This is a genomic window from Nocardioides sp. AX2bis, from assembly GCF_902506435.1.
Taxonomy (GTDB): domain Bacteria; phylum Actinomycetota; class Actinomycetes; order Propionibacteriales; family Nocardioidaceae; genus Nocardioides.
Genome location: NZ_LR733215.1, coordinates 1,168,543 through 1,193,929 on the forward strand (window position 1 = coordinate 1,168,543; position 25,387 = coordinate 1,193,929).

The 25,387-nt window shown below is 76.0% G+C and carries 24 protein-coding genes; 15 read left to right on the top strand and 9 right to left on the bottom strand.

The features are described 5' to 3' along the window. Window positions 1–20: 20 nt before the first annotated feature. Together GV155_RS05585 and GV155_RS05590 are read left to right on the top strand one after the other, a co-directional pair. Window positions 21–3,335, top strand: coding sequence for an ATP-dependent helicase (locus GV155_RS05585; RefSeq protein ID WP_201300069.1), 3,315 nt, complete (start codon window positions 21–23; stop codon window positions 3,333–3,335). Next, a complete protein-coding gene (locus GV155_RS05590) occupies window positions 3,332–6,607 on the top strand; it encodes a UvrD-helicase domain-containing protein (RefSeq protein ID WP_236554038.1) in 3,276 nt (1,091 codons plus the stop codon). The genes GV155_RS05585 and GV155_RS05590 overlap by 4 nt, the downstream gene beginning before the upstream one ends. Here GV155_RS05590 and GV155_RS05595 read toward each other — a convergent pair. Continuing rightward, window positions 6,591–7,652 (bottom strand): NAD(P)-binding domain-containing protein, encoded by a 1,062-nt coding sequence (locus tag GV155_RS05595; protein WP_160006020.1) that lies wholly within the window; start codon window positions 7,650–7,652, stop codon window positions 6,591–6,593. The genes GV155_RS05590 and GV155_RS05595 overlap by 17 nt on opposite strands. Window positions 7,653–7,746: 94 nt before the next feature. On the opposite strand from GV155_RS05595, the gene nudC reads away from it, so the two are divergent. Continuing rightward, the gene (gene nudC / locus GV155_RS05600) at window positions 7,747–8,655 is read left to right on the top strand and encodes an NAD(+) diphosphatase (RefSeq protein WP_201300070.1); all 909 of its coding nucleotides are present in this window, start codon (window positions 7,747–7,749) and stop codon (window positions 8,653–8,655) included. Window position 8,656: 1 nt separating this feature from the next. On the opposite strand, the gene GV155_RS05605 is transcribed toward nudC, so the two are convergent. Continuing rightward, window positions 8,657–8,902, bottom strand: coding sequence for a mycoredoxin (locus GV155_RS05605; RefSeq protein WP_160006022.1), 246 nt, complete (start codon window positions 8,900–8,902; stop codon window positions 8,657–8,659). Window positions 8,903–9,002: 100 nt separating this feature from the next. On the opposite strand from GV155_RS05605, the gene GV155_RS05610 reads away from it, so the two are divergent. From GV155_RS05610 to GV155_RS05625, 5 genes are all read left to right on the top strand, one after another. Further along, window positions 9,003–11,030 carry an ATP-dependent DNA helicase UvrD2 gene (locus GV155_RS05610; RefSeq protein WP_160006024.1) on the top strand — a complete coding sequence of 676 codons (2,028 nt, stop codon included), beginning with the start codon at window positions 9,003–9,005 and terminating at the stop codon, window positions 11,028–11,030. A gap of 263 nt (window positions 11,031–11,293) precedes the next feature. Beyond that, a complete protein-coding gene (locus GV155_RS05615) occupies window positions 11,294–11,512 on the top strand; it encodes a hypothetical protein (RefSeq protein ID WP_160006026.1) in 219 nt (72 codons plus the stop codon). Window positions 11,513–11,690: 178 nt separating this feature from the next. Further along, window positions 11,691–11,990 (top strand): WhiB family transcriptional regulator, encoded by a 300-nt coding sequence (locus GV155_RS05620; protein WP_160006028.1) that lies wholly within the window; start codon window positions 11,691–11,693, stop codon window positions 11,988–11,990. Between the two features lie 89 nt (window positions 11,991–12,079). Further along, the gene (locus GV155_RS20405; protein WP_201300071.1) at window positions 12,080–12,244 is read left to right on the top strand and encodes a hypothetical protein; all 165 of its coding nucleotides are present in this window, start codon (window positions 12,080–12,082) and stop codon (window positions 12,242–12,244) included. 107 nt (window positions 12,245–12,351) lie between these two features. After that, complete coding sequence (locus tag GV155_RS05625; RefSeq protein ID WP_160006030.1) at window positions 12,352–12,534, top strand: hypothetical protein; 183 nt, start codon at window positions 12,352–12,354, stop codon at window positions 12,532–12,534. Between the two features lie 101 nt (window positions 12,535–12,635). On the opposite strand, the gene GV155_RS05630 is transcribed toward GV155_RS05625, so the two are convergent. Both GV155_RS05630 and GV155_RS20410 read right to left on the bottom strand, forming a co-directional pair. Beyond that, window positions 12,636–13,523: a hypothetical protein gene (locus GV155_RS05630; RefSeq protein ID WP_160006032.1), complete on the bottom strand. Its 888-nt coding sequence runs from the start codon at window positions 13,521–13,523 to the stop codon at window positions 12,636–12,638. Between the two features lie 89 nt (window positions 13,524–13,612). Then, window positions 13,613–13,771 (bottom strand): DUF5679 domain-containing protein, encoded by a 159-nt coding sequence (locus tag GV155_RS20410; RefSeq protein ID WP_201300072.1) that lies wholly within the window; start codon window positions 13,769–13,771, stop codon window positions 13,613–13,615. A gap of 491 nt (window positions 13,772–14,262) precedes the next feature. Between GV155_RS20410 and GV155_RS05635 the strand changes: the two genes are divergently transcribed. Together GV155_RS05635 and GV155_RS05640 are read left to right on the top strand one after the other, a co-directional pair. Further along, a complete protein-coding gene (locus GV155_RS05635; RefSeq protein ID WP_160006034.1) occupies window positions 14,263–15,315 on the top strand; it encodes a PHP domain-containing protein in 1,053 nt (350 codons plus the stop codon). Between the two features lie 10 nt (window positions 15,316–15,325). Next, complete coding sequence (locus GV155_RS05640) at window positions 15,326–15,886, top strand: M48 metallopeptidase family protein (RefSeq protein WP_236554040.1); 561 nt, start codon at window positions 15,326–15,328, stop codon at window positions 15,884–15,886. Here GV155_RS05640 and GV155_RS05645 read toward each other — a convergent pair. Together GV155_RS05645 and GV155_RS05650 are read right to left on the bottom strand one after the other, a co-directional pair. Then, window positions 15,823–16,455, bottom strand: a complete 633-nt coding sequence (locus GV155_RS05645; protein ID WP_160006036.1) for an NUDIX hydrolase — start codon at window positions 16,453–16,455, stop codon at window positions 15,823–15,825. The genes GV155_RS05640 and GV155_RS05645 overlap by 64 nt on opposite strands. Further along, complete coding sequence (locus tag GV155_RS05650; RefSeq protein ID WP_160006038.1) at window positions 16,452–17,894, bottom strand: zinc-dependent metalloprotease; 1,443 nt, start codon at window positions 17,892–17,894, stop codon at window positions 16,452–16,454. The genes GV155_RS05645 and GV155_RS05650 overlap by 4 nt, the downstream gene beginning before the upstream one ends. 46 nt (window positions 17,895–17,940) lie before the next feature. Here GV155_RS05650 and GV155_RS05655 point away from each other — a divergent pair, with 46 nt between their 5' ends. Next, window positions 17,941–18,369: a molybdenum cofactor biosynthesis protein MoaE gene (locus GV155_RS05655; protein ID WP_442938821.1), complete on the top strand. Its 429-nt coding sequence runs from the start codon at window positions 17,941–17,943 to the stop codon at window positions 18,367–18,369. A gap of 99 nt (window positions 18,370–18,468) precedes the next feature. On the opposite strand, the gene pknB is transcribed toward GV155_RS05655, so the two are convergent. Further along, entirely contained in the window at window positions 18,469–20,529 is a 2,061-nt protein-coding gene (pknB, locus tag GV155_RS05660; RefSeq protein WP_236554041.1) for a Stk1 family PASTA domain-containing Ser/Thr kinase, read from the bottom strand. A 127-nt stretch (window positions 20,530–20,656) separates the two neighbouring features. On the opposite strand from pknB, the gene GV155_RS05665 reads away from it, so the two are divergent. Genes GV155_RS05665 through GV155_RS05675 form a run of 3 tightly spaced genes read left to right on the top strand, consistent with a single transcriptional unit; the run spans window position 20,657 to window position 21,998 of the window. Continuing rightward, on the top strand, window positions 20,657–21,043 hold the full coding sequence (locus GV155_RS05665) for an Rv2175c family DNA-binding protein (protein ID WP_160006042.1): 387 nt from the start codon (window positions 20,657–20,659) through the stop codon (window positions 21,041–21,043). 15 nt (window positions 21,044–21,058) lie between these two features. Then, the gene (locus GV155_RS05670; RefSeq protein WP_160010885.1) at window positions 21,059–21,559 is read left to right on the top strand and encodes a ribonuclease domain-containing protein; all 501 of its coding nucleotides are present in this window, start codon (window positions 21,059–21,061) and stop codon (window positions 21,557–21,559) included. Window positions 21,560–21,569: 10 nt separating this feature from the next. Next, complete coding sequence (locus GV155_RS05675; RefSeq protein WP_160006044.1) at window positions 21,570–21,998, top strand: barstar family protein; 429 nt, start codon at window positions 21,570–21,572, stop codon at window positions 21,996–21,998. A gap of 3 nt (window positions 21,999–22,001) precedes the next feature. Here GV155_RS05675 and GV155_RS05680 read toward each other — a convergent pair whose 3' ends face one another. Continuing rightward, a complete protein-coding gene (locus tag GV155_RS05680) occupies window positions 22,002–23,093 on the bottom strand; it encodes a polyprenyl synthetase family protein (RefSeq protein ID WP_160006046.1) in 1,092 nt (363 codons plus the stop codon). 86 nt (window positions 23,094–23,179) lie between these two features. On the opposite strand from GV155_RS05680, the gene metF reads away from it, so the two are divergent. Beyond that, entirely contained in the window at window positions 23,180–24,070 is an 891-nt protein-coding gene (gene metF, locus GV155_RS05685; RefSeq protein ID WP_160006048.1) for a methylenetetrahydrofolate reductase [NAD(P)H], read from the top strand. A gap of 9 nt (window positions 24,071–24,079) precedes the next feature. On the opposite strand, the gene GV155_RS05690 is transcribed toward metF, so the two are convergent. Further along, complete coding sequence (locus GV155_RS05690; protein WP_160006050.1) at window positions 24,080–25,387, bottom strand: phytoene desaturase family protein; 1,308 nt, start codon at window positions 25,385–25,387, stop codon at window positions 24,080–24,082.

The window sequence follows — 25,387 nt, forward strand, 5'->3', positions numbered from 1 at the left end:
GGTCGTGCTGGGATGGGTCCGTGCCCTCGACCGACGCCCGCCACCACCCGGCCTGGCGGCTCGCCCCGCCCGCCGCGCCGCCGTCGGTGCCGACCCTCGACGAGCACCAGCGACGCGTCGTGGACCACCCCGGTGGGCCGCTGCTTGTCCTGGCCGGGCCCGGAACGGGCAAGACGACCACGCTGGTCGAGGCGATCGTGGACCGCGTGGAGAACCGCGGGGCCAGCCCGGAGTCGGTCCTGGCCCTGACGTTCTCGCGCAAGGCCGCCGAGCAGCTGCGGGACCGGGTCACCGCCCGGCTGGGCCGCACCACCGCGACCACCCTGAGCGTGACCTTCCACTCCTTCGCCTACGGCCTCCTGCGCCGCTACGCGCCGGCCGAGCTCTACGAGGCGCCCCTGCGGCTGCTCTCGGCGCCGGAGTCCGACGTCCTGCTGCGCGAGCTGCTGGAGCGCACCCCCGAGGCGGTGGCGTGGCCGCCGGCGCTGGACCGGGCGCTGGGCACCCGCGGCTTCGCCCGCGAGGTCGGGGCGGTGCTGGCCCGGGCCCGGGAGAAGGGCCTCGACGGCGAGCGGCTCGCGGGGCTCGGGCACGCCCACGACGCCCCGGAGCTGGTCGCGGCCGGAGCCTTCCTGGACCAGTACCTGACCACGATGGACTACCTCGGGGCCACCGACTACGCCGACCTGATCCGGCGCGCGACGATCGAGGCCGCCGAGCACCGCGACGAGCTGCGCGCCCGGATCTCCCACGTCTTCGTCGACGAGTACCAGGACACCGACCCCGGTCAGGTCGCGCTCCTGCGGCAGCTGGCCGGCGACGGCCGGGACCTGGTCGTGGTGGGCGACCCCCACCAGTCGATCTACGCCTTCCGGGGCGCCGAGGTGCGCGGGTTGCTGCAGTTCCCCACGGAGTTCCCGCAGCGCGGGGGCGCGCGCGCCGACGTGGTGGCGCTGCGCACCACCCGGCGGTTCGGACCCCGCCTGCTGATCGCCGGGCAGCGGGTCGCCGGCCGCCTCGGACTCCCCGGCACCCTGCCGACCGAGGCGATGGAGGCCTTCCGGCACCCCGAGGCCGACCCGCCGCCCGGGCTGGGCCAGGGCTCGGTCGAGGTCACGACCTACGACTCCGAGCGCGCCGAGGCCGAGCACCTCGCCGACCTGCTGCGCCGCGCCCACCTCGAGGACGGGGTGCCGTGGCACGAGATGGCCGTGCTGGTCCGCTCCGGACGCAGCTCGATCCCGGGCCTGCGCCGCTCCCTGGGCGCGGCCGGCGTGCCGGTCGAGGTGGCCGCCGACGAGCTCCCGCTGGTCCACGACCCGGCGGTGCTGCCGCTGCTCGACGCGCTGCGTGCCGCGGTCGACCTGCACGTCGAGGACCCCCAGCGCACCGACCACCTCGACGCGGCGCGTGCCGAGGCCCTGCTCACGGGACCGCTGGGCCAGATGGACGCCAGCCAGGTCCGGCGCCTGGGCCGGACGCTGCGCGCGCGGGAGAAGGAGCAGGCGCACCAGGACGGGCGGACCCCACGCACCTCCCGCTCCCTGCTGCGCTGCGTGCTGGTCGAGCACGGGTTCCTCGACGGTCTCGAGGGCCCCGAGGCCGCGGCCGCCCGGGCGCTGCGCGACCTGGTCGCCGGCGTGCGCACCTCGCTGTCCGAGGGCGCCTCGGCCGAGGACGCGCTCTGGGCCCTCTGGTCCGGCACGGACTGGCCGCGGCGGCTCCGTCGCGCCGCCGACCAGGGCGGGTCCACCGCCCGGCGCGCGCACCGCGACCTGGACGCGGTGGTCGCGCTCTTCGAGCTGGCTGCGCGCGTCGTGGAGCAGCGCGACCACACCGGGGTCGTCACCTTCCTCGAGCAGCTGACGGCCCAGCAGATCCCCGGGGACACCCTGGCCGAGCGGGGAGCGCGCGGCTCGGCCGTGCGCCTGCTCACCGCCCACCGGGCCAAGGGCCTGGAGTGGCGCCTGGTGGTGGTGGCCCACGTGCAGCAGGGCGGCTGGCCCGACCTGCGTCGCCGCGCCACGCTGCTCCAGGCCGACCGGATCGGGCGCGACGAGCTGCTCCCGCCGGTGACGACGCGTGAGCTGCTCGCCGAGGAGCGACGCCTGTTCTACGTCGCCTGCACCCGGTCCCGGGAGCGGCTGGTGGTGACCGCGGTGGCCTCCGACGACGACGACGGCGAGCAGCCCTCACCGTTCCTGGCCGAGCTCGGGCGCGAGGTGCACCGCACCTCCGGCCGCCCGCGCCGCCCGCTGTCGATGACCGGCCTGGTCGGTGACCTGCGCCGTACCCTCGCCGACCCGGCCTCCCCGCCCGCGCTGCGCGACGCGGCCGCCGTACGCCTGGCCCGGCTGGCCGACGAGACGCAGGGCTCGCGCCCGCTGGTGCCCGCCGCGGACCCCGCCACCTGGTGGGGCACCCGGGAGGCGTCCCGCTCGGAGGTGCCGCTGCGCGCCCCCGACCGTGCCGTGCCCCTCTCGGCGAGCGTGCTCGACGCGCTGGCCACCTGCCCGGCCCGATGGTTCTTCGAGCGCGAGGCCGGTGGGGCCGCCGCCTCCCACCAGTCCGCGAACCTCGGCCAGATCGTCCACGCCCTCGCCGAGCGGGTGGGACGCGGCGACGTCGAGGCCGACCCGACCGACCCGGCCGGGGAGGGGGTGCTGGTGGCCGAGCTGATGGAGCACGTGGAGCAGGTGTGGGGCCGGCTCAGCTTCCGCACGCCGTGGTCCTCGGCCCGGGAGAAGGCCCGGGTGCGGCTGGCGCTGGAGCGCTTCGTGCACTGGTCGCGCACCAACCCGCGCCGGCTGGTGGCCACCGAGGCCCGGTTCGAGGCCGAGGTCGTGCTCGACGACGGCCAGCGGGTGCGCCTCGGCGGCTACGCCGACCGGCTCGAGGTCGACCGCCAGGACGGCCGGCTCGTCGTCGTCGACCTCAAGACCGGCAAGAACAAGCCGAGCCGGCCGGAGGTGGAGCGGCACGTCCAGCTCGCGCTCTACCAGTACGCCGTCGACGAGGGCGGGTTGCGCCCGGCCCTGGATGAGTCGCTGCCCGACCGGCTGGCCGAGGAGCCACCGGTGGCCGAGGGCGCCCGGTCCGGCGGCGCGGAGCTGGTGCAGCTGGGGCTGGCCGACGGCACCGACGCGACCGTCCAGCGCCAGGACGCGCACGACGCCGATGCCCCCGAGCGGGCGGTGCTGCGGGAGCGGCTCGCCGCGGCTGCGACCGTCCTGCGCAGCGAGGTGTTCCCCGCGACGCCGGGTGCGCACTGCCGTGACTGCGCGTTCCTGGCGATCTGCACGGCCCGCAGCGCCGGACCGGTGGTGCAGCAGTGACCCCCCGCAGGATCGACACGCCCGAGGAGCTCCAGCGGGCGATGCGCACCGCCCACCCGCCGAGCCCGCAGCAGTGGGCGGCCATCACCGCGCCCCTGGCCCCGGCCGTCGTCATCGCCGGGGCCGGGTCGGGCAAGACCACGCTGATGGCCGCCCGCGTGGTCTACCTCGTGCTCACCGGGCAGGTCCGTCCCGAGGAGGTGCTCGGGCTGACCTTCACCACCAAGGCCGCCGCCGAGCTGCGCACCCGCGTCCGCGACGCGCTCGTGGCGGCCGGGGCGCTGCCGGCACCGGGCGTGCTCGCCCCCGCGCCCCCGCCCGGCACCGACGGACCCGACGCGGACGGGGCCGACGACCCGGTCGAGCCGACGGTGCTCACCTACAACGCCTACGCCGCCCAGCTGCTCGCCGAGCACGGCCTGCTGATCGGCCACGAGCCGGACACCCGGGTGGTCACCGACGCGGCGCGCTTCCAGCTCGGCGGCCGGGTCGTGGAGCGGTTCCCCGGCGACGTGCAGCACCTCACCGACCACCCGCCCACGGCCATCCAGAACCTGCTGGCGCTCGACGGGTCGATGAGCGAGCACCTCCGCGACGCCGACGACGTCCGCCGCGTCGACGCCGAGGCGCGAGCGGCGTTCGTCCGCGCCCGGGACGCCGAGGAGGCCGGCAAGGACCGCAAGGGCCACCGCGAGGCGGTCGAGAAGGCGATCCACGCCATCGACCGCCGGGGCGAGCTGCTCGGTCTCGTGGCGGGCTACCGCCGGCTCAAGGCCGACCTCGGGCTGATGGACTTCTCCGACCAGATCGAGCTCGGCGCCCGGCTGGCCGACGAGCGGCCCGAGGTGGGCGAGCGGGAGCGCGGCCGGTTCGCGGTGGTCCTGCTCGACGAGTACCAGGACACCTCGGTGGCCCAGGCGCTGATGCTGTCCCGGCTCTTCTCCGGCCCCGACCCGACCCACGGTCGCGGCCACGCGGTGACCGCCGTCGGCGACCCCAACCAGGCCATCTACGGCTGGCGGGGTGCCTCGGTGTCCAACATCCTGGGGTTCGACCGGTCCTTCCCGCCGGCGGCCGGGACGGCGCAGCTGTTCCCGCTGAGCGTCAACCGGCGCTCGGACACCCTCGTGCTCGACGTGGCCAACCGGGTGGCGGCACCCCTGATGGACCTCTACGACGAGGTCGAGCCCCTCCTCCCCAGCCCGGCCGCGTCCCCCGGCCACGTCGGGCTGCACGTCCACGAGACGCACGCCGAAGAGCTGGACTGGCTGGCGCGTGCGGTGCGGGCCGAGCACGACGAGGGTCGGGCCTGGTCCGACGTCGGAGTGCTGGTGCGCGACAACGCCCACGCCGCGGAGGTCTTCGACGCGCTGTCGGGGGCCGACGTGCCGGTGGAGATCGTGGGCCTGTCCGGGCTGCTGCGCCTGCCGGAGGTCGCCGAGGTCGTGGCCACCCTGCACCTCATGCAGGACGTCACGTCGAACGCCTCCCTGCTGACGCTGCTCACCGGGCCCCGCTGGGCGGTGGGTCCCCGTGACCTCCACCTGCTCCAGCAGCGGGCCGCTGCGCTCACGGGTGGGCGCGGCCGGGCGCCGGAGGTCACCGCCGGGATCGGCGAGCAGCTGCTGGCGATCGCCGACGGGGTGGACCCGGCCGAGGTGGCCGCGCTGGACGACGCCCTGCACGACCCCGGCCCGGCGGCCTACTCCGCGACGGCGCGCGAGCGGTTCGCCCTGCTCGTCGACGAGCTGCGCTCGCTGCGGGGGCACGTGGGCGAGCCGCTGCTCGACCTGGTGCGCCGGATCATGGACGCCTCCGGCGTCGACGTCGAGCTGGCCTCCGCCGTCGGTCCGGCAGCAGCGACCCGCCGGGAGAACCTCGACCTCTTCGTCAAGGCCGTGGCCGACTTCCGGGGCGTCGACGGAGAGGTGACGCTGCCGGCCCTGCTGGCCTACCTGACCGCCGAGGAGGACGGCGCCGGCCTGGACCTGGCCACCCCGACGGTGGCCGACTCGGTCAAGCTGCTCACCGTCCACCGCTCGAAAGGCCTGGAGTGGCCCACGGTGTTCCTGGTCGGGGTGGGGGAGACCCGTTTCCCCTCGAACCGCTCCCGCACCCTGTGGACCTCCTCGCCGGCCGTGCTGCCGGCGCCGCTGCGCGGCGACGCGGCCGACCTCCCCCAGCTCGTCGGCCACGACAAGGACGCGCTCGAGGCCTACCGCCAGGCCACCCGCAGCCACGACGCCCAGGAGGAGCTGCGGCTGGCCTACGTCGCGCTGACCCGGGCCGAGCACCGCGAGCACGTCTCGTCCTACTGCTGGGGGTCGCGGTCCACCCCGTTCGGGCCGTCGGCCTACCAGCGCACGGTGCGCGAGCTGCTCACCGAGCGGGGCCTCGAGATCGCCTCCTGGCGCGAGAAGCCGGCCCGGGGCGAGGCGAACCCGTACGCCGACGTGGACACCAGCGTCCCCTGGCCGCACACGGGGCGGGGGACCGAGACCGCCCTCCGCCTCGAGGCGGCCACCCGGGTCCGGGCGGTGCGGGAGGCCTCGCACCGCTCCGCAGCACCACCTCCTGGCGCGGAGCCGGACGTGATCGAGGCCGCCCGGATCGCCGAGTGGGACGACGAGATCGAGCGCCTGCTCACCGAGGCGCGCGCCGCCCGCGCCGGCTCCCGGGAGGTGTCGCTGCCGTCGTCGCTGTCGGCGACCTCGCTCGGGCGGCTGCGCGAGGACCCCGAGGGCTTCGCCCGCGACCTCGCCCGGCCGATGCCCCGGCCCCCGGCGCCCGAGGCCCGGTTCGGCACCCGGTTCCACGCCTGGGTCGAGGCGCGCTTCGGCCAGCAGCTCCTGCTCGACCCCGACGACCTGCCGGGGCGGGCCGACACCGGGATCGAGGACGACGCCGACCTCGCCGCGCTCGTCGACGCCTTCGAGCGCAGCGAGTTCGCCGAGCGGGCGCCGCACTCCGTGGAGCCGTCCTTCGCGCTCGTGCTGGCCGGCCAGGTCGTGCGCGGTCGGATCGACGCGGTGTACGCGGAGCAGGTCGACGGGCGGCCCGGCTTCCTGCTGGTCGACTGGAAGACGAGCCGCACGGCGAACGCCGACCCGTTGCAGCTCGCGGTCTACCGCCTGGCCTGGGCCGAGCTGCACGGGCTGGCACCGGAGCAGGTGCGGGCCGCGTTCTTCTACGTCCGCACCAGCCGGCTGGTCGAGCCCCCGGACCTGCCCGGGCGCACGGAGCTGGAGGCCCTGCTCAGCCCGTCGGGCTGAGGTCGCCGCGGCGCTCCAGCCAGGCCGCCACGGCGCGGGCGGCGGCCCGCCCGGCCCGGGTGGCGCCGATCGTGCTGGCCGACGGGCCGTAGCCCACCAGCTGGACGCGGGGGTCGGCGACGGCGGTCGTGCCGTCCAGGGTGATCCCGCCGCGCTCGCTGCGCAGCCGCAGGGGCGCGAGGTGGCCGACCGCCGGCCGGAAGCCGGTGGCCCAGAGCACGGCGTCGACCGGTTCGCGGGTGCCGTCGGGCAGGCGCACCGCGTCGGCCTCGAGCGCGGTGAACATCGCCCGGCGCCGGTACGCCCCGAGGTCGGCCGCGGCGTGCTCCTGCTCGCGCAGCACCAGGCCGGTGACGCTGACCACGCTGGCCGGCGGGAGTCCCCGGCGCACCCGGTCCTCGACCATCGCCACCGCGGCCCGCCCGGCCTCGGGGGTGAAGTCGTCGGTGCGCCACACCGGGGGGCGCCGGGTGAACCACAGGGTGTCGGTCACCGGGGCGACCTCGCCGAGGAGCTGCACCGCCGAGGCGCCGCCGCCGACGACGGCGGTGCGCAGCCCGCGGAAGGCCTCGGGCCCGGGGTAGTCGTGGGTGTGCCACTGCGGTCCGACGAAGGTGTCGCGTCCCGGGTAGGACGGCACGAACGGTCGCGTCCAGGTGCCGGTCGCGCTGACCAGGGTCCGGGTCCGCAGGTCGCCGCGGTCGGTGTGCACCACGAGCAGCCCGCTGCCGTCCCCGGCGTCCTCGACCCGGCGCACCGTGACCGGCCGCTCGACGGGCAGCTGGTGGTCGCGCTCGTAGGCCGCGAAGGACGCCGGCACGACGAGGTTGGCCGGTCCGTCACCGGTCGGCGCCTCGGCGTCCGGCAGCGCCGCCACCCCGTGCACGTCGCGCATCGTCAGGGAGTCCCACCGGTGCTGCCAGGCGCCCCCGGGGGCGGCGTCACCGTCCAGCACGACGTGCTCCACCCCGCGGCGCCGGAGGTGGAAGGAGGTCGACAGCCCGGCCTGCCCCGCCCCGACGACGACCGCGTCCAGCACCTCCACGACAGGCGCAACCCCGGCCCCGCCCTCGTTAGTCCCGGGCCGTCGGGCACCGGCGTGACCGTCTCCCCCCGGACGGCGGACTAGCCTCTCCGGCGTGATCCACGCCTACGAGCAGATGGCCGCCGACCCCCACGACCGGCAGGGTGTCCGGCGCCGCGACGAGGCCTGGCTCGCCGAGCGCTGGGAGGACCCGGCTACCCGCGTCCTGGTCGTCTCGGGCACCCGGGTGCGTCCCGTCGCGGGTCGACCGGCGTGGGTGGCGCCCGGCGAGGCACCCGAGGGCGTCCGGGTCCTGCTCGGGGAGCGGGCCGGCACGACGTACGCCGCGGTGGTCGCACCCTCGCAGCAGGCCCGGGACGAGGAGGGGTGGCTGGCCCTGCGGGACCTGCTCCCGGTGCTGTCCGACGAGGCCTCCGACGACGCCCCGATGCTCTTCCACGCCCTCGGCCTGGCCGAGTGGATGGCGTCCACCCGGTTCTGCCCGCGGTGCGGCGCCGGCCTGGAGCCGGTGGCCGCCGGCCACGAGCTCCAGTGTCCCCGCTGCGGGCGGCGCCAGTTCCCGCGCACCGATCCCGCGGTGATCATGACCGTCACCAGCGGCGAGCCCGGCAGTGCCGACGAGCGCTGCCTGCTCGGCCACCAGTCGGTGTGGCCCGAGGGCCGCTACTCGACGCTCGCCGGCTTCTGCGAGCCCGGCGAGACCCTCGAGGACGCCGTGCGCCGCGAGGTCGCCGAGGAGGTCGGGATCACCGTCGACGAGGTCACCTACGTCGGCAACCAGCCCTGGCCGCTGCCGGCCAGCCTGATGCTCGGCTTCGTCGCACGGGCGACGTCGACCGAGATCGTCGTGGACGCGGACGAGATCGAGGACGCGCGGTGGTTCACCCGCGAGGAGCTCCGCACCGAGGCCGAGGCCGGCCGGGTGGTGCTCCCGGGCCCGATCTCGATCAGCCGGGCGCTGATCGAGGGCTGGTACGGCGGGCCGCTGCCGGGCTCCTGGTGACTCAGGCCAGGCTGGCCAGCTTCTCCTTGACCTGGGCCAGCGACGGGTTGGTCTGCGACGAGCCGTCGCTGTAGACGAGCGTCGGCACGGTCTGGTTGCCGTTGTTGGCCGTCTCCACGATCTGCACCGCCGACGGCTCCTGCTCGATGTCGACCATGTCGAAGGCGATGCCCTCGCGGTCGAGCTGGCTCTTGAGCCGGTGGCAGTAGCCGCACCAGGGGGTGCTGTACATGGTGAAGGTGCTCATCGGGGGTGTCGCCTCCGCGGTCTAGGGTCGGGATCTACACCGGTCGAACCACCGTCGACCAGCAGATGTTCCCCGGGGAGGACCCACCAGTGATCACGCCGTGAGCGCGCTGCTCGACGCGCTCGACCCCGAGCAGCGACGCGTCGCCGAGACCCTGCGCGGCCCGGTCCGGGTGCTCGCCGGGGCCGGGACCGGCAAGACCCGCGCGATCACCCACCGGATCGCGCACGGCGTCGCGACCGGCGTCTACGCCCCGACCGAGGTGCTGGCGGTGACCTTCACCACCCGGGCGGCGGGGGAGATGCGCGGACGACTGCGCGCCCTCGGCGCCGGCAGCGTCCAGGCCCGCACCTTCCACTCCGCCGCGCTGCGCCAGCTGCGCTACTTCTGGCCCCACGTGCGCGGCACCGAGCTGCCCCGGCTGGTCGACTCGAAGCTCGGCCTCGTGGCGACCGCGGCGCGTCGGCAGCGGCTCCGTCCCGACCAGGCGCTGCTCCGCGACCTCGCCGGGGAGGTCGAGTGGGCCAAGGTCAGCAACGTCCACCCCGACGACTACCCCCGGATCGCCCCGGCCCGGCGGCGCGACGTCAACGGTGTCGACGCCGAGACCGTGGCCCGCGTGCTCGGCGCCTACGAGGAGGTCAAGCGCGACCAGGGCGTGATGGACATGGAGGACGTGCTGCTGCTCGACGCCGGCCTGCTCGCCGAGGACGAGCGGGTGGCCGCCCAGGTGCGCCAGCAGTACAAGTTCTTCGTCGTCGACGAGTTCCAGGACGTCTCGCCGCTGCAGTCCGCGCTGCTCGACCTCTGGCTCGGGGGGCGCGACGAGATCTGCGTGGTCGGCGACCCCGCCCAGACCATCTACTCCTTCGCCGGTGCCGACGCCTCCTACCTGCGCGACTTCACCCGCAAGCACCCCACCGCGACCGCGGTCGAGCTGGTGCGCAACTACCGCTCGACGCCCCAGGTGGTGACGGCGGCCAACGAGCTGCTGCGCGGCACCCCCAGCCGCAGCGTCGAGCTGCGTGCCCAGCGCCCCGCGGGGCCCGAGGTCCACTACGAGGGCAGTCCCGACGAGGTCGCCGAGGCGGAGCGGATCGCCGCGCGGGTCGCCGCCCTGCGCGCCGAGGGCCAGGCGCTCTCCGAGGTGGCGGTGCTGTTCCGCATCAACGCCCAGTCCGAGGCCTACGAGGAGGCCCTGGCCTCGCGCGGGGTCCCGTACGTCGTGCGCGGCGCCGGCCGGTTCTTCGACCGCGCCGAGGTCCGCGAGGCGGTGACCCGGCTGCGCGGCGCCGCCCGCGGCGGGGAGGACGACGGCGAGCTGGTCGACCTGGTGCGCGCCACCCTGGCCGGCATGGGCTGGTCCCCGGAGGCACCGACCGCCCGCGGGCAGACCCGCGACCGCTGGGAGTCGTGGCAGGCCCTGGTCGACCAGGCCGCCGCGCTGGTGGCCGAGGAGCCGACGGCCGACCTGTCGCTGTTCGTCGCCGACCTCGACCGACGCGCCTCCGAGCAGCACGCACCGACCGCCGAGGGCGTGACGCTGTCCACCTTCCACGCCGCCAAGGGCCTGGAGTGGGACGTCGTCTTCTGCGCCGGCGTGCACGACGGCACGCTGCCGATCACCTACGCCGACACCCCGGAGGCCATCGAGGAGGAGCGCCGGTTGCTCTACGTCGGGATGACCCGTGCCCGCCGCGAGCTGGCCGTGTCCTGGGCCGCGGCGCGACAGCCCGGCGGCCGCGGGCAGCGCAAGCCGTCGCGGTTCCTCGACGCCCTGCTGCCCGAGGAGACCGCACGGGCCGCGGCGCCGGGCCGTACCCGGCGCAAGGCGGTCACCTGCCGCACCTGCGGCACCCCCCTGGGCTCGGCGGCGGAGAAGAAGCGCGGCCGCTGCGCCGACTGCCCGGTCGCCTACGACGAGGAGCTGTACGACCGGCTGCGCGCGTGGCGCAAGCAGCGGTCCTCGGCCGACGAGGTGCCGGCGTTCGTGGTCTTCACCGACGCGACCCTCGAGCTCATCGCCGAGCACCGGCCGCGCACGCCCCAGGCGCTGGGCGCGATCAGCGGTGTCGGTCCGGCGAAGATCGAGCGCTACGGCGAGGACGTCCTCGGCCTGGTCGGCTGACCCCCGCCCGGGACCGGGGAGCCGGACGATGTCGAGCACTGGTCCAGACCAGTTCTCGGCGCCATCGTCGCAGGTCAGGGCTGTGGGGGAGGGTGCCGGGCGTCCGTCCGGTGGACCGGTCCCTGGACGACGGCCGTTAATTCGGTTGCCCGTGCCGAACGCACGGCGATAGCGTGCACGCACTGCCTCGGTCGAGGCAGGACCACCGCGCACCACGGGCCTGACGAGCCCGGCGCACGACGCACACGAGGAGGTGCCACACGATGACGATCAACCTCACCACGATCACCGCGGCCGCGGATGCCGCGCGCATCGACGTGCCCACCTGCGTCGTCGCCGCCTACCCGTCTGCGGTCATCACCGAGCCGGCCGCCCGCGAGCGTGCCGTCGCCCCGATCAAGGCCATGTCCGCAGGACACGTCCGTCTCGGCGCCGACGCCACCGGTTTTGCGGGGATCTCTGCCTGGAGCCCACCGACCTGAGTCCACCTCAGCTCGGCACCTCCAGGCCGCGGATCCCCACACCGGGATCCGCGGCCTTTTCTGTCCCTCGGACCCGACCGGGTCCCGACGCAGAGGCCTTCGGCCCCTCCCGCCCCCGGCGCACCACGCCGGACCAGTTCACCCATTCGTCGAAGGACACACCGAGAGAGGTGGCCCCATGACCACCAGCACCCTCGAACCCACCCTGGGCATGCTCCACGAGAGCGCCGACCAGGCGGAGCGAGAGACGCTGCCGTGCCGGGTCTACGACCCGGAGCTGTGGTTCGCCGAGTCGCCCAGCGATGTCGAGGACGCCAAGGCGCTGTGCCAGGACTGCCCGGTCCGCAGCCTGTGCCTCGACGGCGCGCTCGACCGGGGCGAGCCCTGGGGCGTCTGGGGAGGAGAGCTGTTCCTGCAGGGAGCAGTGATCCCCCGCAAGCGCCCCCGCGGTCGGCCGCGCAAGGACGCGGTCGCCTGACCCCCGCCGTGCCGGCGGGACCAGGGCGGCCCGTACGGCAGCCCGCCCACCCTTCAGCAGACCCCACCGACACGACCAGGAGCACCACGATGAACCTCATGCACGAAGACCTCGCGCGGGCCCGGATGGCCGCACGTCAGGGAGAGGCGCAGCAGCTGCGCGCGGGCAGCCAGCTCGCGCGGGCCCGCCGCCTGAGCCGCAAGGCCGAGCGGGCCGCGCAGCAGGCCCGGCTCGCCCTCGCCCGTGCCCTCTAGGCACCAGGAGAAGGACCAGGGACCAGGACCCGGGACGACGTCGTCGTCCCGGGTCCTGCTGCGTCTGCTGCCCCTCGCCCGGGACCGGGACGACCTACGCTGGACCGATGAGCGGCGAGCCCTCCAGCGTGTCGACCTGCGACCTGTGCGGCCGTACCGAGAGCGACCCCGCGGTGCTGCTCACCTGGACGACGGCCGTGGAGCGCGGGCGTCCGCACCGCTGCTGCGGTCCCTGCGCGCGGGTGCACCTGCGCGCGATGGAGGCCAAGCTCGACCCCGAGCACTGGTGAGGCGCGGCCGACCGGTGACCTGAGCGGGTCGGCCGCGCCCGGGGCGTACTGGATGGGCGGTTCCCGGGACAGGTGAGACTGCTGGGGCAGGCAGGTGGGGCTCAGGCGGCCGGTGCGTCCCACGCGCAGCCGCAGTACGGGTGCCGCGCCCACCGGGTGACCTCGGGAGGGCCGTCGGGGCCCAGGCGCACCGTGGCGGACCAGCTGGTGGGGGTGGCGCCCTCCGCCCAGCGCTGCGCCTCCCGGACGGTCCACGCCACGGCCAGGGCGAGCAGCACCGGGTCGTGCGGCGGGGCGGGCTCGCGGCCCGCCTGCTCGACCAGGAGCGGGCGCCGGGGGTCGGCCTCCGACTCCTGGGCGTCCAGGCACCGCAGGCACGCCGTCACCCCCGGCACCACCAGCGGGCCGACGTGCGGGAGGCCACCGCGCCACCACACCGGGAGGTGCGGCAGACCGGCCGCCTGCAGGTCGTCGTGCTGCCGGCGCCGGGCCTCGCCCTCGTGCAGGACGACCACCAGGCCGGGCTCGTCGCCCTGTGGCGAGCCGTCGGCGGCGTCGATCCGCAGCCCACCGATCACCCCGAGCCGGGTGACGGGTTCCACGAGGGCGGCCGGCCCGACCACCCGGACCAGGGTGCTGCTGCGGGCGGCCAGGCGCTCGGCGGCCCGGGGGCCGGCCCAGGCGGCGGTGGCGGTGAACGTGCCCGGGCCGCTCGCCCCGGTCTCGCCTCCAGGGTCCGGCACGAGCAGCAGCGCCTGGTGGAGCCGCTGCCAGGCGGTCACCTGGTCGGGGTCCGCCCCCGGCCCGAGCGCGGGTTCCGGGCACCCGGTCCGCAGCCGGGCCAGCAGCGCGCGCACGGCCGGGGTGTCGGCGAGCAGGGCGAGTGAGGGCGGGTCCAGCCCCACCTGGAGCAGCCCGGCGTCACGGAGCAGGACCGGGGCGCCCGGTCGCAGCCGCGACCATGACGGGTGGCGTGCGACGTCGGGCATGCCGCGAGCCTGGCACGGCCGGGAGGGTCGCGGCGGCCGCGATCCACAGGCCCGGCCGCCTCAGGCCCGGTCGCGTCAGGCCCGGTCGGTCAGGCCCGGCCGAGGATCCGGTTGAGGTTGGTGCTGCAGACCGGGCACTGGGCCTTGGCCATCCGGGTGCCCTTGTCGTTCACGCGCACCTCGCCCTCGGCCTCGCGCTTCTCCTTGCACTTCACGCAGTAGAACTCGCCGCTCCAGGTCTCGGCCATGACGGACTCCTTGGTCGGTGCCGGGCGGTCGTCACGACGTCGCCGTCGGTCCTGGCCCGTGGGTGTCCGGGGCGGGTGCCTCCGGACGGTGCCCGGAGCCTAGGGCACGGCGCAGGCCCGGCCCCGGGACACCGCACGAGCGCGTGTCGTCGTCGGCATGGCCGGCGACCGGGGGACAGGGGCTCCCGGGCGTACGAGGAGGCCCCCGGCCACCTGGCACCGCGAGCCTTCCCCAAGTCCGCGGTGGTCGGTGGCGCGGAGGCCCCGTCTGCCCCGACCGTAGGACCCCGCGCCGACGTCGGTCAACGGTTCCGGCCGGTCCTGGGGGCAGGGTTGTGGACGGGGTTGTGGACAAGGGTGTGCGTCCGGCCGCGGATCGGTGGAGGGGCTGGGGAGGAACCTGTGCACGAACGCCCGGAGGGAGGCGGGCACGCCATGCATGACCTGCGAGGATCGTCCTCCACAGGGTGTGGACGACGGAAGGTGAGCAGATGGCGGGCACCGGGGCCGCGTACGACGGGGGGCCGGTGACGGCGCTGCGCCGGATCGCCTTCCTCCTGGAGCGCGCGCGGGAGGACACCTACAAGGTCAAGGCGTTCCGTGGGGCGGCCGCCGCGGTGCTCACGCTGTCCGCCGACGAGCTGGTCCGGGCGGTCGACGAGGGGTCGTTGACCGATCTGCCCGGGGTCGGTGCCAGCTCGGCGAAGGTCGTCGCGGACGCGGTCCGCGGGGTCCTGCCCGAGCGGCTCGCGCGGGCCGAGGAGGAGCACGGCGGACCGCTGACCGGCGGGGGGCAGGAGCTGCGGGCGGCGCTGCGTGGCGACCTGCACTCCCACTCCGACTGGTCCGACGGCGGCTCGCCGATCGAGGAGATGGCCTTCACCGCGCTCGAGCTCGGCCACGACTACCTCGTGCTGACCGACCACTCGCCACGGCTCAAGGTCGCTCGGGGACTGAGCCCGGAGCGGCTGGCCCGGCAGCTCGACGTCGTCGACGCGGTCAACGACCACCTGGCCTCCGGGGGGCACGACTTCACGCTCCTCAAGGGCATCGAGGTCGACGTCCTCGACGACGGCGGCCTCGACCAGACCGACGAGATGCTCTCCCGCCTCGACCTGCGGGTCGCCAGCGTGCACTCCAAGCTGGCGATGGACGCGGACGCGATGACCCGGCGGATGGTCGCCGCCGTCCGGCACCCGCGCAGCAACGTGCTCGGCCACTGCACCGGTCGCCTGGTCACCGGCGGCCGCGGCACGCGCGCCGAGTCCCGGTTCGACGCGGCAGCGGTCTTCGCCGCCTGCGCCGAGGAGGGCGTCGCGGTCGAGATCAACTCCCGGCCCGAGCGCCGGGACCCGCCGACCCGGCTGCTGGAGCAGGCCCGCGACGCCGGTTGCCTGTTCTCGATCGACAGCGACGCCCACGCCCCGGGGCAGCTCGACTTCCCCGTCCTGGGCTGCGAGCGGGCCGAGGCTGCGGGCATCGAGGCGGAACGGATCGTCAACACCTGGCCGCGGGAGCGCCTCCTGGCGTGGGCCAACCACTAGATTCACCGCTGTGAGCAGGCTCGCCGACGCCGACGACCCGGCCGGTGGCGAGCCCGAGGTCGAGATCCGCCGCTCCACGCGGCGTCGCCGTACGGTCTCCGCCCGTCGCGACGGCGACCGGATCGTGGTGCTCGTCCCCGCCGGGATGAGCCGTGGCGAGGAGCGTCGGTGGGTGCGCGAGATGGTGGCCCGCGTGCGCCGCGCCGAGCGGCGGTCCGCGTGGTCCGACGACGACCTGGCCGAGCGGGCCACGTTGCTCAGCGACCGCTGGCTGGGCGGCATGGCCGCTCCCGGCTCGGTGCGGTGGGTCGACAACCAGCAGTCGCGCTGGGGCTCCTGCACCCCGGGCGACCGGAGCATCCGGCTCTCCTCGCGGTTGCAGGGCATGCCGTCGTGGGTCGTCGACTACGTCCTCGTCCACGAGCTCGCGCACCTGCTCGAGCCGGGGCACGACGAGCGCTTCTGGGCCTGGGTCGACACCTACCCCCACGCCGAGAAGGCCAAGGGCTACCTGCTCGGCTGGTCGGCTGCGGCCCGGGTCGAGCCACCGCCCCCGGACCACGTGGACTGATCCCGGGCGACTGCCCGCGCGACGGCGCGCCGTACGACGGGGGCCAGCTCCTCGGCGCCGGGTGGGAGGCCGTCGACCGGCCACCACCGCAGGTCGAGGGACTCCTCGCTCAGCGCGTGGGTGGCCCCGGCCGGGGCGACGGCGACGTACCTCACGTCGAGGTGGTGCACGAGCAGGCCGTCGGGCTCCACCCCGGGCGCCGGCCCGCAGAAGGGCACCTCGTGCTCGTCGAGCGCGAGCGGGACGGGGTCGAGGTCGAGGTCGGCGAGACCGGACTCCTCCGCGGCCTCCCGCAGCGCGGCCCCGGCCAGCGTCTGGTCACCCGGCTCGCAGTGGCCCCCGAGCTGGAACCAGCGCCGCGCCTTCGCGTGCAAGGTCAGCAGCACGTGGGTGCGGTCGTGGTCCAGCACCAGCGTGCTGGCCGTGAGGTGATCGGGCCGGCAGGCCCGGTCGAGGCCGTCGGGGTGGTCGCGCAGGTGGGCGGCGTACCGCGCCCGCGCCGCCTCCTGGGCGTCGTCGGGCGCCGCCCAGGCCTCCAACGAGGCCAGGGCGTCGGCGTGCAGGCTCACGTCGTGGGCGCGGCGGGGCCGTCGTCCTCGGGCGCGGCGTCCCCGGGTGCGGCGTCCCCGGGTCCGTCGAGCAGGCGGCGGAGCTCGGCGTCGAAGTCGTCCTCCGACAGCGCCTCGGGGGCGGCGGCGTCCTCGCGGAAGCCCAGCGGGTCGTCGAGGTCGGCGGCGGTGGGCAGCAGGTCCGGGTGGGTCCACACCCCGTCGCGCGCCTCGACGCCCTGGCGGGCGCGCAGCGAGCCCCACAGGGTCGAGGCGTCGCGGAGCCGGCGCGGGCGCAGCTCCAGGCCGACCAGCGCGGCGAAGGCCTGCTCCGCGGGGCCACCCGTCGCGCGGCGACGGCGGAAGGCCTCCTGCAGCTTGCCGGCCGAGGGCATCCGCTCGGCGGTGGCCTGGTCGACGACCTCGTCGACCCAGCCCTCGACCAGGGCGAGGACGACCTCGAGCCGCTCCAGCGCCTTCTCCTGCGCGGGGGACTTCGGCACGTCGAAGAGCCCGCCCTCCATCAGCTGCTGCAACGACTCCGGGTTCGAGGGGTCGATGCCCTGCAGCTGCTCCTGCATCCGCTGCTGCATGCCCTCGGCGTTGACCTCCAGGCCGCGGGCGTAGTCGGTGACCGCACCGACCACGTGCTCGCGCAGCCACGGGACGTTCGCGAAGAGGCGCTGGTGGGCGGCCTCGCGCAGCGCGAGGTAGAGCAGCACGTCGTCCTCGCCGACGTCGAGGCCCTCGGCGAAGACGGCGACGTTGGCCGGTACGAGCGCGGCGCGGCCGGGCTCCCCGAGGGGTACGCCGGCCTCCGACACGCTGAGCACCTCACCGGCCAGCGCACCCAGGCCGGAGCCGACCTGGGTGGCGAGCATCGCGCCGACGGCCTTGCCGAGGAAGCCGAGGATCGGCCCGGCGGCGGCGCGGGCCTCCTCGGGCAGCGCCGAGGCCAGGCCGGAGGACGAGCGCTCGGCGACGGGGTCGACGAGGACCTTCCAGCCGTCGAGGGTGTGGACCACCCACTCGGCGCGGCTCCAGGCCGCGGTGGACGTGACGCCCGAGGGGAGGTCGGTCGTGGTGTCCAGCCAGTGGTCGGCGAGGCGGACCGCGTCGGCCACCGCGTCGCCCTGCTTGCGGGTCGGGGTCGGGTCGGGGGAGGAGGCCGCCTGCTTGCGGGCCAGGTCGGCGGCGACCTCCCAGTTCAGCGGGCCGTCGTAGGGCTGCATCAGGGACTGGATCTGACCCAGCACCTGGCTCAGGTCGAAACCGCCGGGGCCACCCATGCCCGGCAGCCCGGGGAAGCCCGCCGCGCCACCGGCGCCACCGGCCCCGCCACCTCCGAATGCGGCGCCTCCACCGAATGCGGAGAACAGCTGCTCGAACGGGGTGCCCTTGAAGGGGTTCTGGCCCTGCTCGGGGCCCTCGTCGGACGGGTCGCCTGGCTTGTCGCTCATGGCTCCAGGCTACGCCGCGGCGCCAGCGGTCTCCTATGCTGCGCCCGTGCCTCATCCCGCCGTCCGGCTCGTCGACATCCGCGAGACCCCCCTCGACGTCCTCGAGGTCGTCGACGCCCTCGGCGACGACTCGTCGGGCGGGCTGACGCTCTTCGTCGGCCGGGTCCGCGACCACGACGGCGGCAAGGGCGTCGATGGGCTGGACTACTCCGCCCACCCCAGCGCCCTCGGCCGGTTGCAGGACGTCTGCGACCGCGTGGCCGCGCGCCACGACGTGCAGGGCCTGGCCGCCGTGCACCGGGTCGGCACGCTGGCCATCGGCGACCTCGCCGTCGTGGTGGCCACCGCGTCGGCCCATCGCGGCGTGGCCTTCGACGCCTCCCGCGACCTGATCGACACCCTCAAGGACGAGGTGCCGATCTGGAAGCACCAGGCCTTCGGCGACGGCACCGAGGAGTGGGTCGGGTCCCCGTAGCCCGCGCCGCGCGGCGGTACGTCATCCGTCCCCGGGACGTCATCCGTCCCGTGGACACGGGTCCACCACGCGTATGACGTCCCCGGGCGGGATGCCCGCTCAGACCACGTAGAGCGTGATCGTGCTGCCGCGGGGGACCATCTCGCCCTCGCCCGGGTCGGAGCCGACCACGAAGCCGAGGCCGACGAAGGAGTCGTCGTTGGCGATCCGCACCTCGAAGCCGGCGGCCTCCAGGGTGTCGGTGGCCGAGTCGATCCCGGCGGCCAGGACCCCGGGGACGGCGACCAGCTCGGGGCCCTGGGACACGGTGAAGGTGACAGTGCCGCCCCGGAACAGGGTGCCCCCCGTCGGCTCCTGCGAGATGACGGACCCCTCGGGCACCGTGTCGTCGAAGGCCTCGCCCCCCACCACCGGTTGCAGGCCCCGCTCGCCCAGTGCCGCGGCGGCGGTGTCGTAGTCCTGCCCGACCCAGTCGCCGACCTGCCGGGGTCGGGGACCGCGGCTGACGACGAGGTCGACCGGGGAGCCGGAGCGCAGCGTGGTGCCGGCGGCGGGACGGGTCGCGACCACGGTGCCCTCGGGCGCCTCCTCGGACCACCGCTCGACGGTGTCGTCCGGGTCGAGGTTCAGCCCCAGCAGGGCGTCCTGGGCCTCGTCGACCCCGCGCCCGGCCAGCGCCGGCACGTCGTAGCGCTCCTGGCCCAGCGAGACCACGGCCTCGACGCTGGCGCCGGGCAGCACCCGGTCGCCCGGGCCGGGGTCGGTGCTGATCACGCGCCCGGCCGGCACCGTCTCGGAGAACGACTCCTGCACGACGTCGAGCTCGAGGCCCGCGGAGGCCAGCCGATCCTCGGCCGTCGCGACGCCGACGCCGAGCACCGCGGGCGCGGCGGTGTAGCGCCCCCACCCGGCCCAGTAGCCGCCACCCACGACGACGAGGGCCAGGACCAGCCCGAGCACCAGGAGCAGTCCGCGCCGACGGCGTGCGGGTGCCGCCGGGGTCGCGCGGGCTGCCGCCCGGGCAGGGGGAGCCGGAGGAGCGCCCGCGGCGCGGGCGTCGTACGCCGTCGTGTGCTCGACCACCGCCGCACGGGGCGCCACGGGGCCGGGGCCGGTGCCCGCGGAGTCCTCCGCCGCCGGGGTGTCCTCCGGGTCCTCGGGCGCCGCGACCGGCAGCGGGGAGGGGCGCAGGTCCAGCACCAGCTCGGGGTCCTCCGGGACGCCGTCGGCCACGGCCTGGGCCACCCGGCGCACCTGGCGCAGGAGCACGTCGGCGTCGGCCGGGCGCTGGGCGCGGTCGCGGGCGGTGGCCCGCGCGACCAGGGCGTCGACGTAGGCCGGCAGGCCCGGGACCCGGGCGCTCGGTGCGGGGACGTCGGCGTGGACGTGCTGGTAGGCGACGTGGATCGGGCTCTCGCCCTCGTGCGGCTTGGCGCCGGTCAGCATCTCGTAGAGCACGACGCCGGCGGCGTACACGTCGGCACGGGCGTCGCCGCGGCCCTCGACGACCAGCTCCGGGGCCAGGTAGGACACGGTGCCGATCAGCACGCCCTGGGTGGCGGTGTGGCGGGTGTCGGCGCCGACGGCGCGGGCCAGCCCGAAGTCAGCGACCTTGACGGTGCCGTCCTCGGCGATCAGCACGTTCTCCGGCTTGACGTCGCGGTGGACGAGCCCGGCGCGGTGGGCGGCCGCCAGCGCCGAGAGCACTGGCTCCAGCAGGGCCAGCGCGCGACCCGGCGGCATCGGCGCCTCGGCGGCCAGCACGTCGCGGAGCGTCCCGCCGCGCACCATCTCCAGGGCCAGGAAGACCACGCCGTCGTCGTCGCCCTGGTCGTAGACCGCCACGACGTGGGGGTGGGAGAGCCGGGCCGCGGCGCGGGCCTCCCGGACGAAGCGCATCGCCACGTCGTGGGGGTCGTCCGGCCCGGCGCCCCCGTGGGCGTGCCCGACGAGGTGCGGGTGCATGACCTTGACGGCGACGGTCCGGTCCAGCCGCAGGTCGACGGCCTCGTAGACGGTGGCCATGCCGCCGCGGGCGATGGTCGGCCCGACCCGGTAGCGCCCGTCGAGGATCCGGCCGTGCAAGGGGTCGACGGGTCCGGCACCGGGTCCCGGCCGGGGCCGGCGCGCCGGCGCGGGTCCCGACTGGTCGGTGTGCACGGGTGGGCCTCCTGCGTCCGGGCGGGGAGGGCCCGGGACCCACATCGTAGGTCGCCCGGTCCTGCGGGCCCGGGCCACGCCTGCTCCCGGCGTGGCGGGTGACCGTCGCTGGTGAGACGATGCGGCCATGAGCGAGCCCACCCCCGTCCGCCTCGCCGACCAGGACCTGGCGGCGCTCGTGCCCGCCTGGCTCACCTGGGCGCAGGTCGCCGAGCGCCTGGGCGTCACGGTCGCGAAGGTCCGCACGATGATCCGCGACCACGAGCTCGCCGCAGCCGTCCCCGTGCCCGGCACCGGTCAGCAGGTCCCCGCCGACTTCGTCGACGACGTGGAGAAGCTGCCGGTCAAGGGCCTCCCGGGGATCCTCACCGTGCTCCACGACGGCGGGTACGACGACCGCGAGTCGATCGCCTGGCTCTTCCTCGACCTGGACCTGCCGGGCCGCCCGATCGACGCGCTGCGCGAGAACCGCGGCTCGGAGGCCAAGCGGCGTGCCCAGGCGATGGCCTTCTAGGACCTCCCCGTGGTGATGCCAGCCCCGCCCCGCGAGCCCGGGTGGAAGCCGAACCCCTCCGGTCTGCTGGCGATCCTGCTGGTGGTCGGCGTCGTCGTCGGCGTCTGGTTCGTCAGCGGCGGCGACCCCGGGACCCCGACCGGGGGCGGCACGCCGCCGGGGTTCTCCTCGACCGCCGACGGCGGCGACGACGGCGCCGCGACCGACCCCGTGAGCGGCGAGGTGGATCCCGAGACCGGGCTGACCTGGGTCTCCCTCGACGAGCTCCCCCCCGAGGCCGCCGAGACCGTGGCGCTGATCGGCGCGGGCGGGCCGTACCCCGAGGACGAGGACGGGGGCACCTTCTACAACCGGGAGGGGTTCCTGCCGGACCGCGAGGACGGCTACTACACCGAGTACACCGTGCCGACGCCCGGCTCCTCGGACCGCGGGGCGCGACGTGTCGTGGCGGGGGAGCCGGACGAGCTGTTCTGGACCGCCGACCACTACGACTCCTTCGAGCGCATCATCTCGTGACGGCGCGACGATGACCGTGCTCGCCGACCTCCTCGCCGGGGTGACGGGGCCCGGTGCCTACCGGTGGCCCACCGCGCCTGCGTCGTACGACGCCGCCCGCGTGGTCTGCGTCGCCGGACGGGCCGGGTGGCGCGTCACCCGGCTCGTCGCCGGACCTCTCGAGGGGCGCGCGGACCTGGTCGCGGCCCTGGGCGAGGCTCTGGGGGTCTCCGGGCTGCACGGGCACAACCTGGACGCCCTGGAGGAGCGGGTGCGCGCGCTGCCGGCCCGCCCGCCGCTGCTGCTGGTGTGCGACGACTGGGCCGCCCTGGCGACCGAGCACCCCCGGGCCACCCGGGGGGCGCTGCGGGTGGTCACCGCCCACGACGAGGCACCGACCGTCGTGCTGCTGCTGGGCGACGGGCCGGACCTCGACCTGCCCGACCTGGGCCGGCGCTGACCCTCAGAGGGTGCGCTGGGTGGCCGCGGTCGCGAGGTCGCCGAGCACGGCGCGGGCACGCTCGTCGAGCGGCGCCCGGTCCAGCGCCTCCTGGGCCCGCTGCGAGAGCGCGGCGATGACCTCCTCCACCTGCTCCGCGGCGCCGGAGCCGACGATGATGCGGCGCAGGTCGGCCACGTCCTCGGGCCCCAGCGGGGTGCCGAGGGCCGCGTCGAGGCGGGCGCGGTCGGCCGGCGAGGCCCCGTCGAGGGCCAGGGCCACCAGCACGGTGCGCTTGCCCTCCACCAGGTCGTCGCCCGCGGGCTTGCCGGTGACCGCGGGGTCGCCGAGGACCCCGAGGAGGTCGTCGCGCAGCTGGAAGGCCTCGCCGAGCGGCAGGCCGAACCGGGAGAGCTCGGCCAGCACGTCCGGCCCGGCGCCGGCCAGCGCCGCCCCGATGTGGAGCGGACGCTCGACGGAGTACTTCGCGGACTTGTAGCGCAGCACGGTCATCGCGGCGTCGACGTCGGCGCGACCGCGGGCCTGCACCGACACGTCGAGGAACTGCCCGGCGATCACCTCGCTGCGGCAGTGGTCGTAGACGGCCATCGCCGCCCCGACCCGGTCGGGTGCCAGGCCGCACCGGCGCAGCAGCTCGTCGGCCCAGCTCAGCACCAGGTCGCCGAGCAGGATCGCGCCGGCCTCGCCGTACGCCGCCGCTCCGCCGGTCCACCCGGCCTCGCGGTGCCGGGCCTCGAGCATCCGGTGGGTGGTGGGGGAGCCGCGGCGGGTGTCGGAGGCGTCCAGGACGTCGTCGTGGAGCAGGGCGCTGGCGTGCAGCAGCTCCAGCGCGGCACAGGCGCGCAGCAGCGCGGCCTCGTCGGCCGGAGCGGGGTCGACGGCGAGGTGGCCCCACCAGCAGAACGAGGCCCGCAGCCGCTTGCCGCCGCGGACGAACCGGCGCGCCTCCGCCACCAGCAGGTCCGCGTCCGGGCCGACCGGGGCCAGGCGGACGGCCTGCTCGTCGAGGAACGTGTCGAGGGCGTGCTGCACGCCGGCGCGGAAGGCGGTGGCGTCCCACGGCGTCCGGGCGGAGGGGGCGTGGGAGGTGCTCACGTCCCCGAGGCTAGGGCGTGGACGGGTGCGGGCCGGACGGGGCCGGGATTGGGAGGGGTGGGAGAGCCCCGCTTACGCTCGACGACATGTCGACGGGGCGTGGGCGCAACATGGCCGAGCTGTTCGCGGAGGGCGAGCGGTCGTTCTCCTTCGAGTTCTACCCGCCGAAGGACGAGGCCGGCGAGGAGCAGCTCTGGCGGGCGATCAGCGAGCTGGAGCCGTACCGGCCCACGTTCGTCTCCGTGACGTACGGCGCGGGTGGTTCGAGCCGTGACTCGACCGTGCGGATCACCAGCCGGATCGCCCACGAGACCTCGATGGTGCCGATCGCGCACCTGACCTGCGTCGGTCACACCCGCACCGAGCTCGAGGCGATCCTCGACACCTACGCCGCCGCCGGGGTCCACCACGTGCTCGCGCTGCGCGGGGACCCGCAGGAGGGACCGCGCGCCCCGTGGACCGCGACCCCGGGCGGTCTCGACCACGCCACCGAGCTGGTCGAGCTGGCCCGCGCACGTGGCGACTTCCGGATCGGGGTGGCCGCCTTCCCCGAGCAGCACCCGTCGTCGGCCTCCCTCGACCACGACGCGGACGTGCTGGTGGCCAAGGCCCGCGCCGGCGCGGAGTGGGCGGTGACGCAGATGTTCTTCCGCGCCGAGGACTACTTCTCGCTCGTGCAGCGGGTCCGCGACCGCGGCTGCGACCTGCCGGTGCTGCCCGGGATCATGCCGATCCTGAACCTCGCCAACATCGAGAAGCAGGGCGAGCTGATCGGCACCACGGTGCCGGCCGACGTCGTCGACCGGATCTCCGCCCACGCGGGCGACGCCGCCGCGATGCGGGCCGAGGGCGTCGCGATGGCCGCCGAGCTGTGCCGCGACCTGCTGGACGGCGGCGCTCCCGGGCTGCACTTCTACACGCTCAACCGGTCCAAGGCGACGCTGGAGATCTTCTCCGCCCTCGACGTCCGCGTCTGAGCCGGGACCTCACGGCTCGACCGGCCGACCGAGGTCGGCCAGCACGGCGTGCACCACCAGGGCCGCCGACATCCCGACGAACGGGACCCCGGAGCCGGGGACGGCGTGGGCCCCGGCGGCGTACAGGCCCGGGACCGGGGTGCGGGGGCCGATCCGGTGGCGGGCGGTGCCCCGGCCCTGCCACAGCACGCCCAGCGGCGAGCCGCCCCACTCCTCGACGAGGGCGCGGGGGGAGCGGTCGACCCGGGTGACGACCCGGTCGCGCACGTCGATGCCGGCCCGCGCCAGGTCGCCGAGGGGGTCCGAGGCGCCCTGCCCGCGACCCAGCACGGTCCAGGCGCCCGGCGCGGAGGGGCGGACGACGACGAGGGGGTCGCCGTGGAGGACGACCTCGTGCTCCAGCGGTGGGGGGTCGTCGAGCCCGACGTGCGTCAGGGCCGGTGGGAGCGCCGGCACGGTGGCCCGCACGAGCGGTGCCAGGGTCGGCAGGCGGCGCGGGTCGACGGCGCAGACGACCACGTCGGCGTCGAGGACGCCCAGGGTGGTGGCCACGCCGGCGGCGCGACCGTTGCGCACCACGACGTCGAGCACGTCGGTGCCGGTGTGCACCGCGACCCCGCGCAGGGCGAGCCGGCCCACGAGCAGGTCGAGCAGCCGGGCGGTGCCGCCCGCGACCCGCCAGCCGCCGAAGCACTGCTCGAGCCAGGAGGTGACCCCGGCCCAGGCCGGCACGTCGCGCGGGGCGTGGCCGTCGAGCACGAGCGGGTACGCCGCCACGTCGGCGAGCCGGTCGTCGCGCAGCGCCCCGCGCAGGCGTCGCCGCAGCGTCTCCCGCGAGACGAGGAGCTCCCGGGCCCGGGCCGAGGGGCCGTCGTCGGTGGTCTCCCACGGCTCGAGGTAGCCGTGGCGCAGGGTCTCCCAGACCGGGGCGTAGGCGTCGGTGTGGGCCAGCCACTGGTCGCCGAGGCCGGTGCCGAGCTCCTCGAACGCGCGTCGCTGGGCCTGTCGCGACCCGCCGGGCAGCAGCAGGCCGGTGCCGTCGACGAAGCGGTGCTCGCGCAGCACCGGCAGCGGCTGAAGGTCCAGCTCGCGCTCGAGCGGACGACCGGTCTTGTGGACCAGGTCGCGCAGGACCGCGGGCAGCATCGTCCAGGTGACGGCGCCGTCCCACGACCATCCGTCGGCCTCGACGGGACGCAGGGCGCCGCCGAGCGAGCCCGACCGCTCGACGAGGGTGACCTCCTCGCCCTGCTTGGCCAGGCGCAGCGCGACCGCCAGACCCGCGAGCCCGCCCCCGACCACCACCACCCGTGCCAT

Excerpts from the sequence above, each read along its gene's own strand:
- GV155_RS20410 (WP_201300072.1), bottom strand. The coding sequence starts at position 13,771 with ATGGCCGAGACCTGGAGCGGCGAGTTCTACTGCGTGAAGTGCAAGGAG.
- GV155_RS05665 (WP_160006042.1), top strand. The coding sequence starts at position 20,657 with ATGAGCGAGCCCACCCCCGTCCGCCTCGCCGACCAGGACCTGGCGGCG.
- GV155_RS05650 (WP_160006038.1), bottom strand. The coding sequence starts at position 17,894 with ATGAGCGACAAGCCAGGCGACCCGTCCGACGAGGGCCCCGAGCAGGGC.
- GV155_RS05670 (WP_160010885.1), top strand. The coding sequence starts at position 21,059 with ATGCCAGCCCCGCCCCGCGAGCCCGGGTGGAAGCCGAACCCCTCCGGT.
- GV155_RS05675 (WP_160006044.1), top strand. The coding sequence starts at position 21,570 with ATGACCGTGCTCGCCGACCTCCTCGCCGGGGTGACGGGGCCCGGTGCC.
- GV155_RS05605 (WP_160006022.1), bottom strand. The coding sequence starts at position 8,902 with ATGAGCACCTTCACCATGTACAGCACCCCCTGGTGCGGCTACTGCCAC.
- GV155_RS05635 (WP_160006034.1), top strand. The coding sequence starts at position 14,263 with ATGGCGGGCACCGGGGCCGCGTACGACGGGGGGCCGGTGACGGCGCTG.
- GV155_RS05690 (WP_160006050.1), bottom strand. The coding sequence starts at position 25,387 with ATGGCACGGGTGGTGGTGGTCGGGGGCGGGCTCGCGGGTCTGGCGGTC.
- metF (WP_160006048.1), top strand. The coding sequence starts at position 23,180 with ATGTCGACGGGGCGTGGGCGCAACATGGCCGAGCTGTTCGCGGAGGGC.
- GV155_RS05625 (WP_160006030.1), top strand. The coding sequence starts at position 12,352 with ATGAGCGGCGAGCCCTCCAGCGTGTCGACCTGCGACCTGTGCGGCCGT.
- GV155_RS20405 (WP_201300071.1), top strand. The coding sequence starts at position 12,080 with ATGAACCTCATGCACGAAGACCTCGCGCGGGCCCGGATGGCCGCACGT.
- GV155_RS05615 (WP_160006026.1), top strand. The coding sequence starts at position 11,294 with ATGACGATCAACCTCACCACGATCACCGCGGCCGCGGATGCCGCGCGC.
- GV155_RS05620 (WP_160006028.1), top strand. The coding sequence starts at position 11,691 with ATGACCACCAGCACCCTCGAACCCACCCTGGGCATGCTCCACGAGAGC.
- GV155_RS05630 (WP_160006032.1), bottom strand. The coding sequence starts at position 13,523 with ATGCCCGACGTCGCACGCCACCCGTCATGGTCGCGGCTGCGACCGGGC.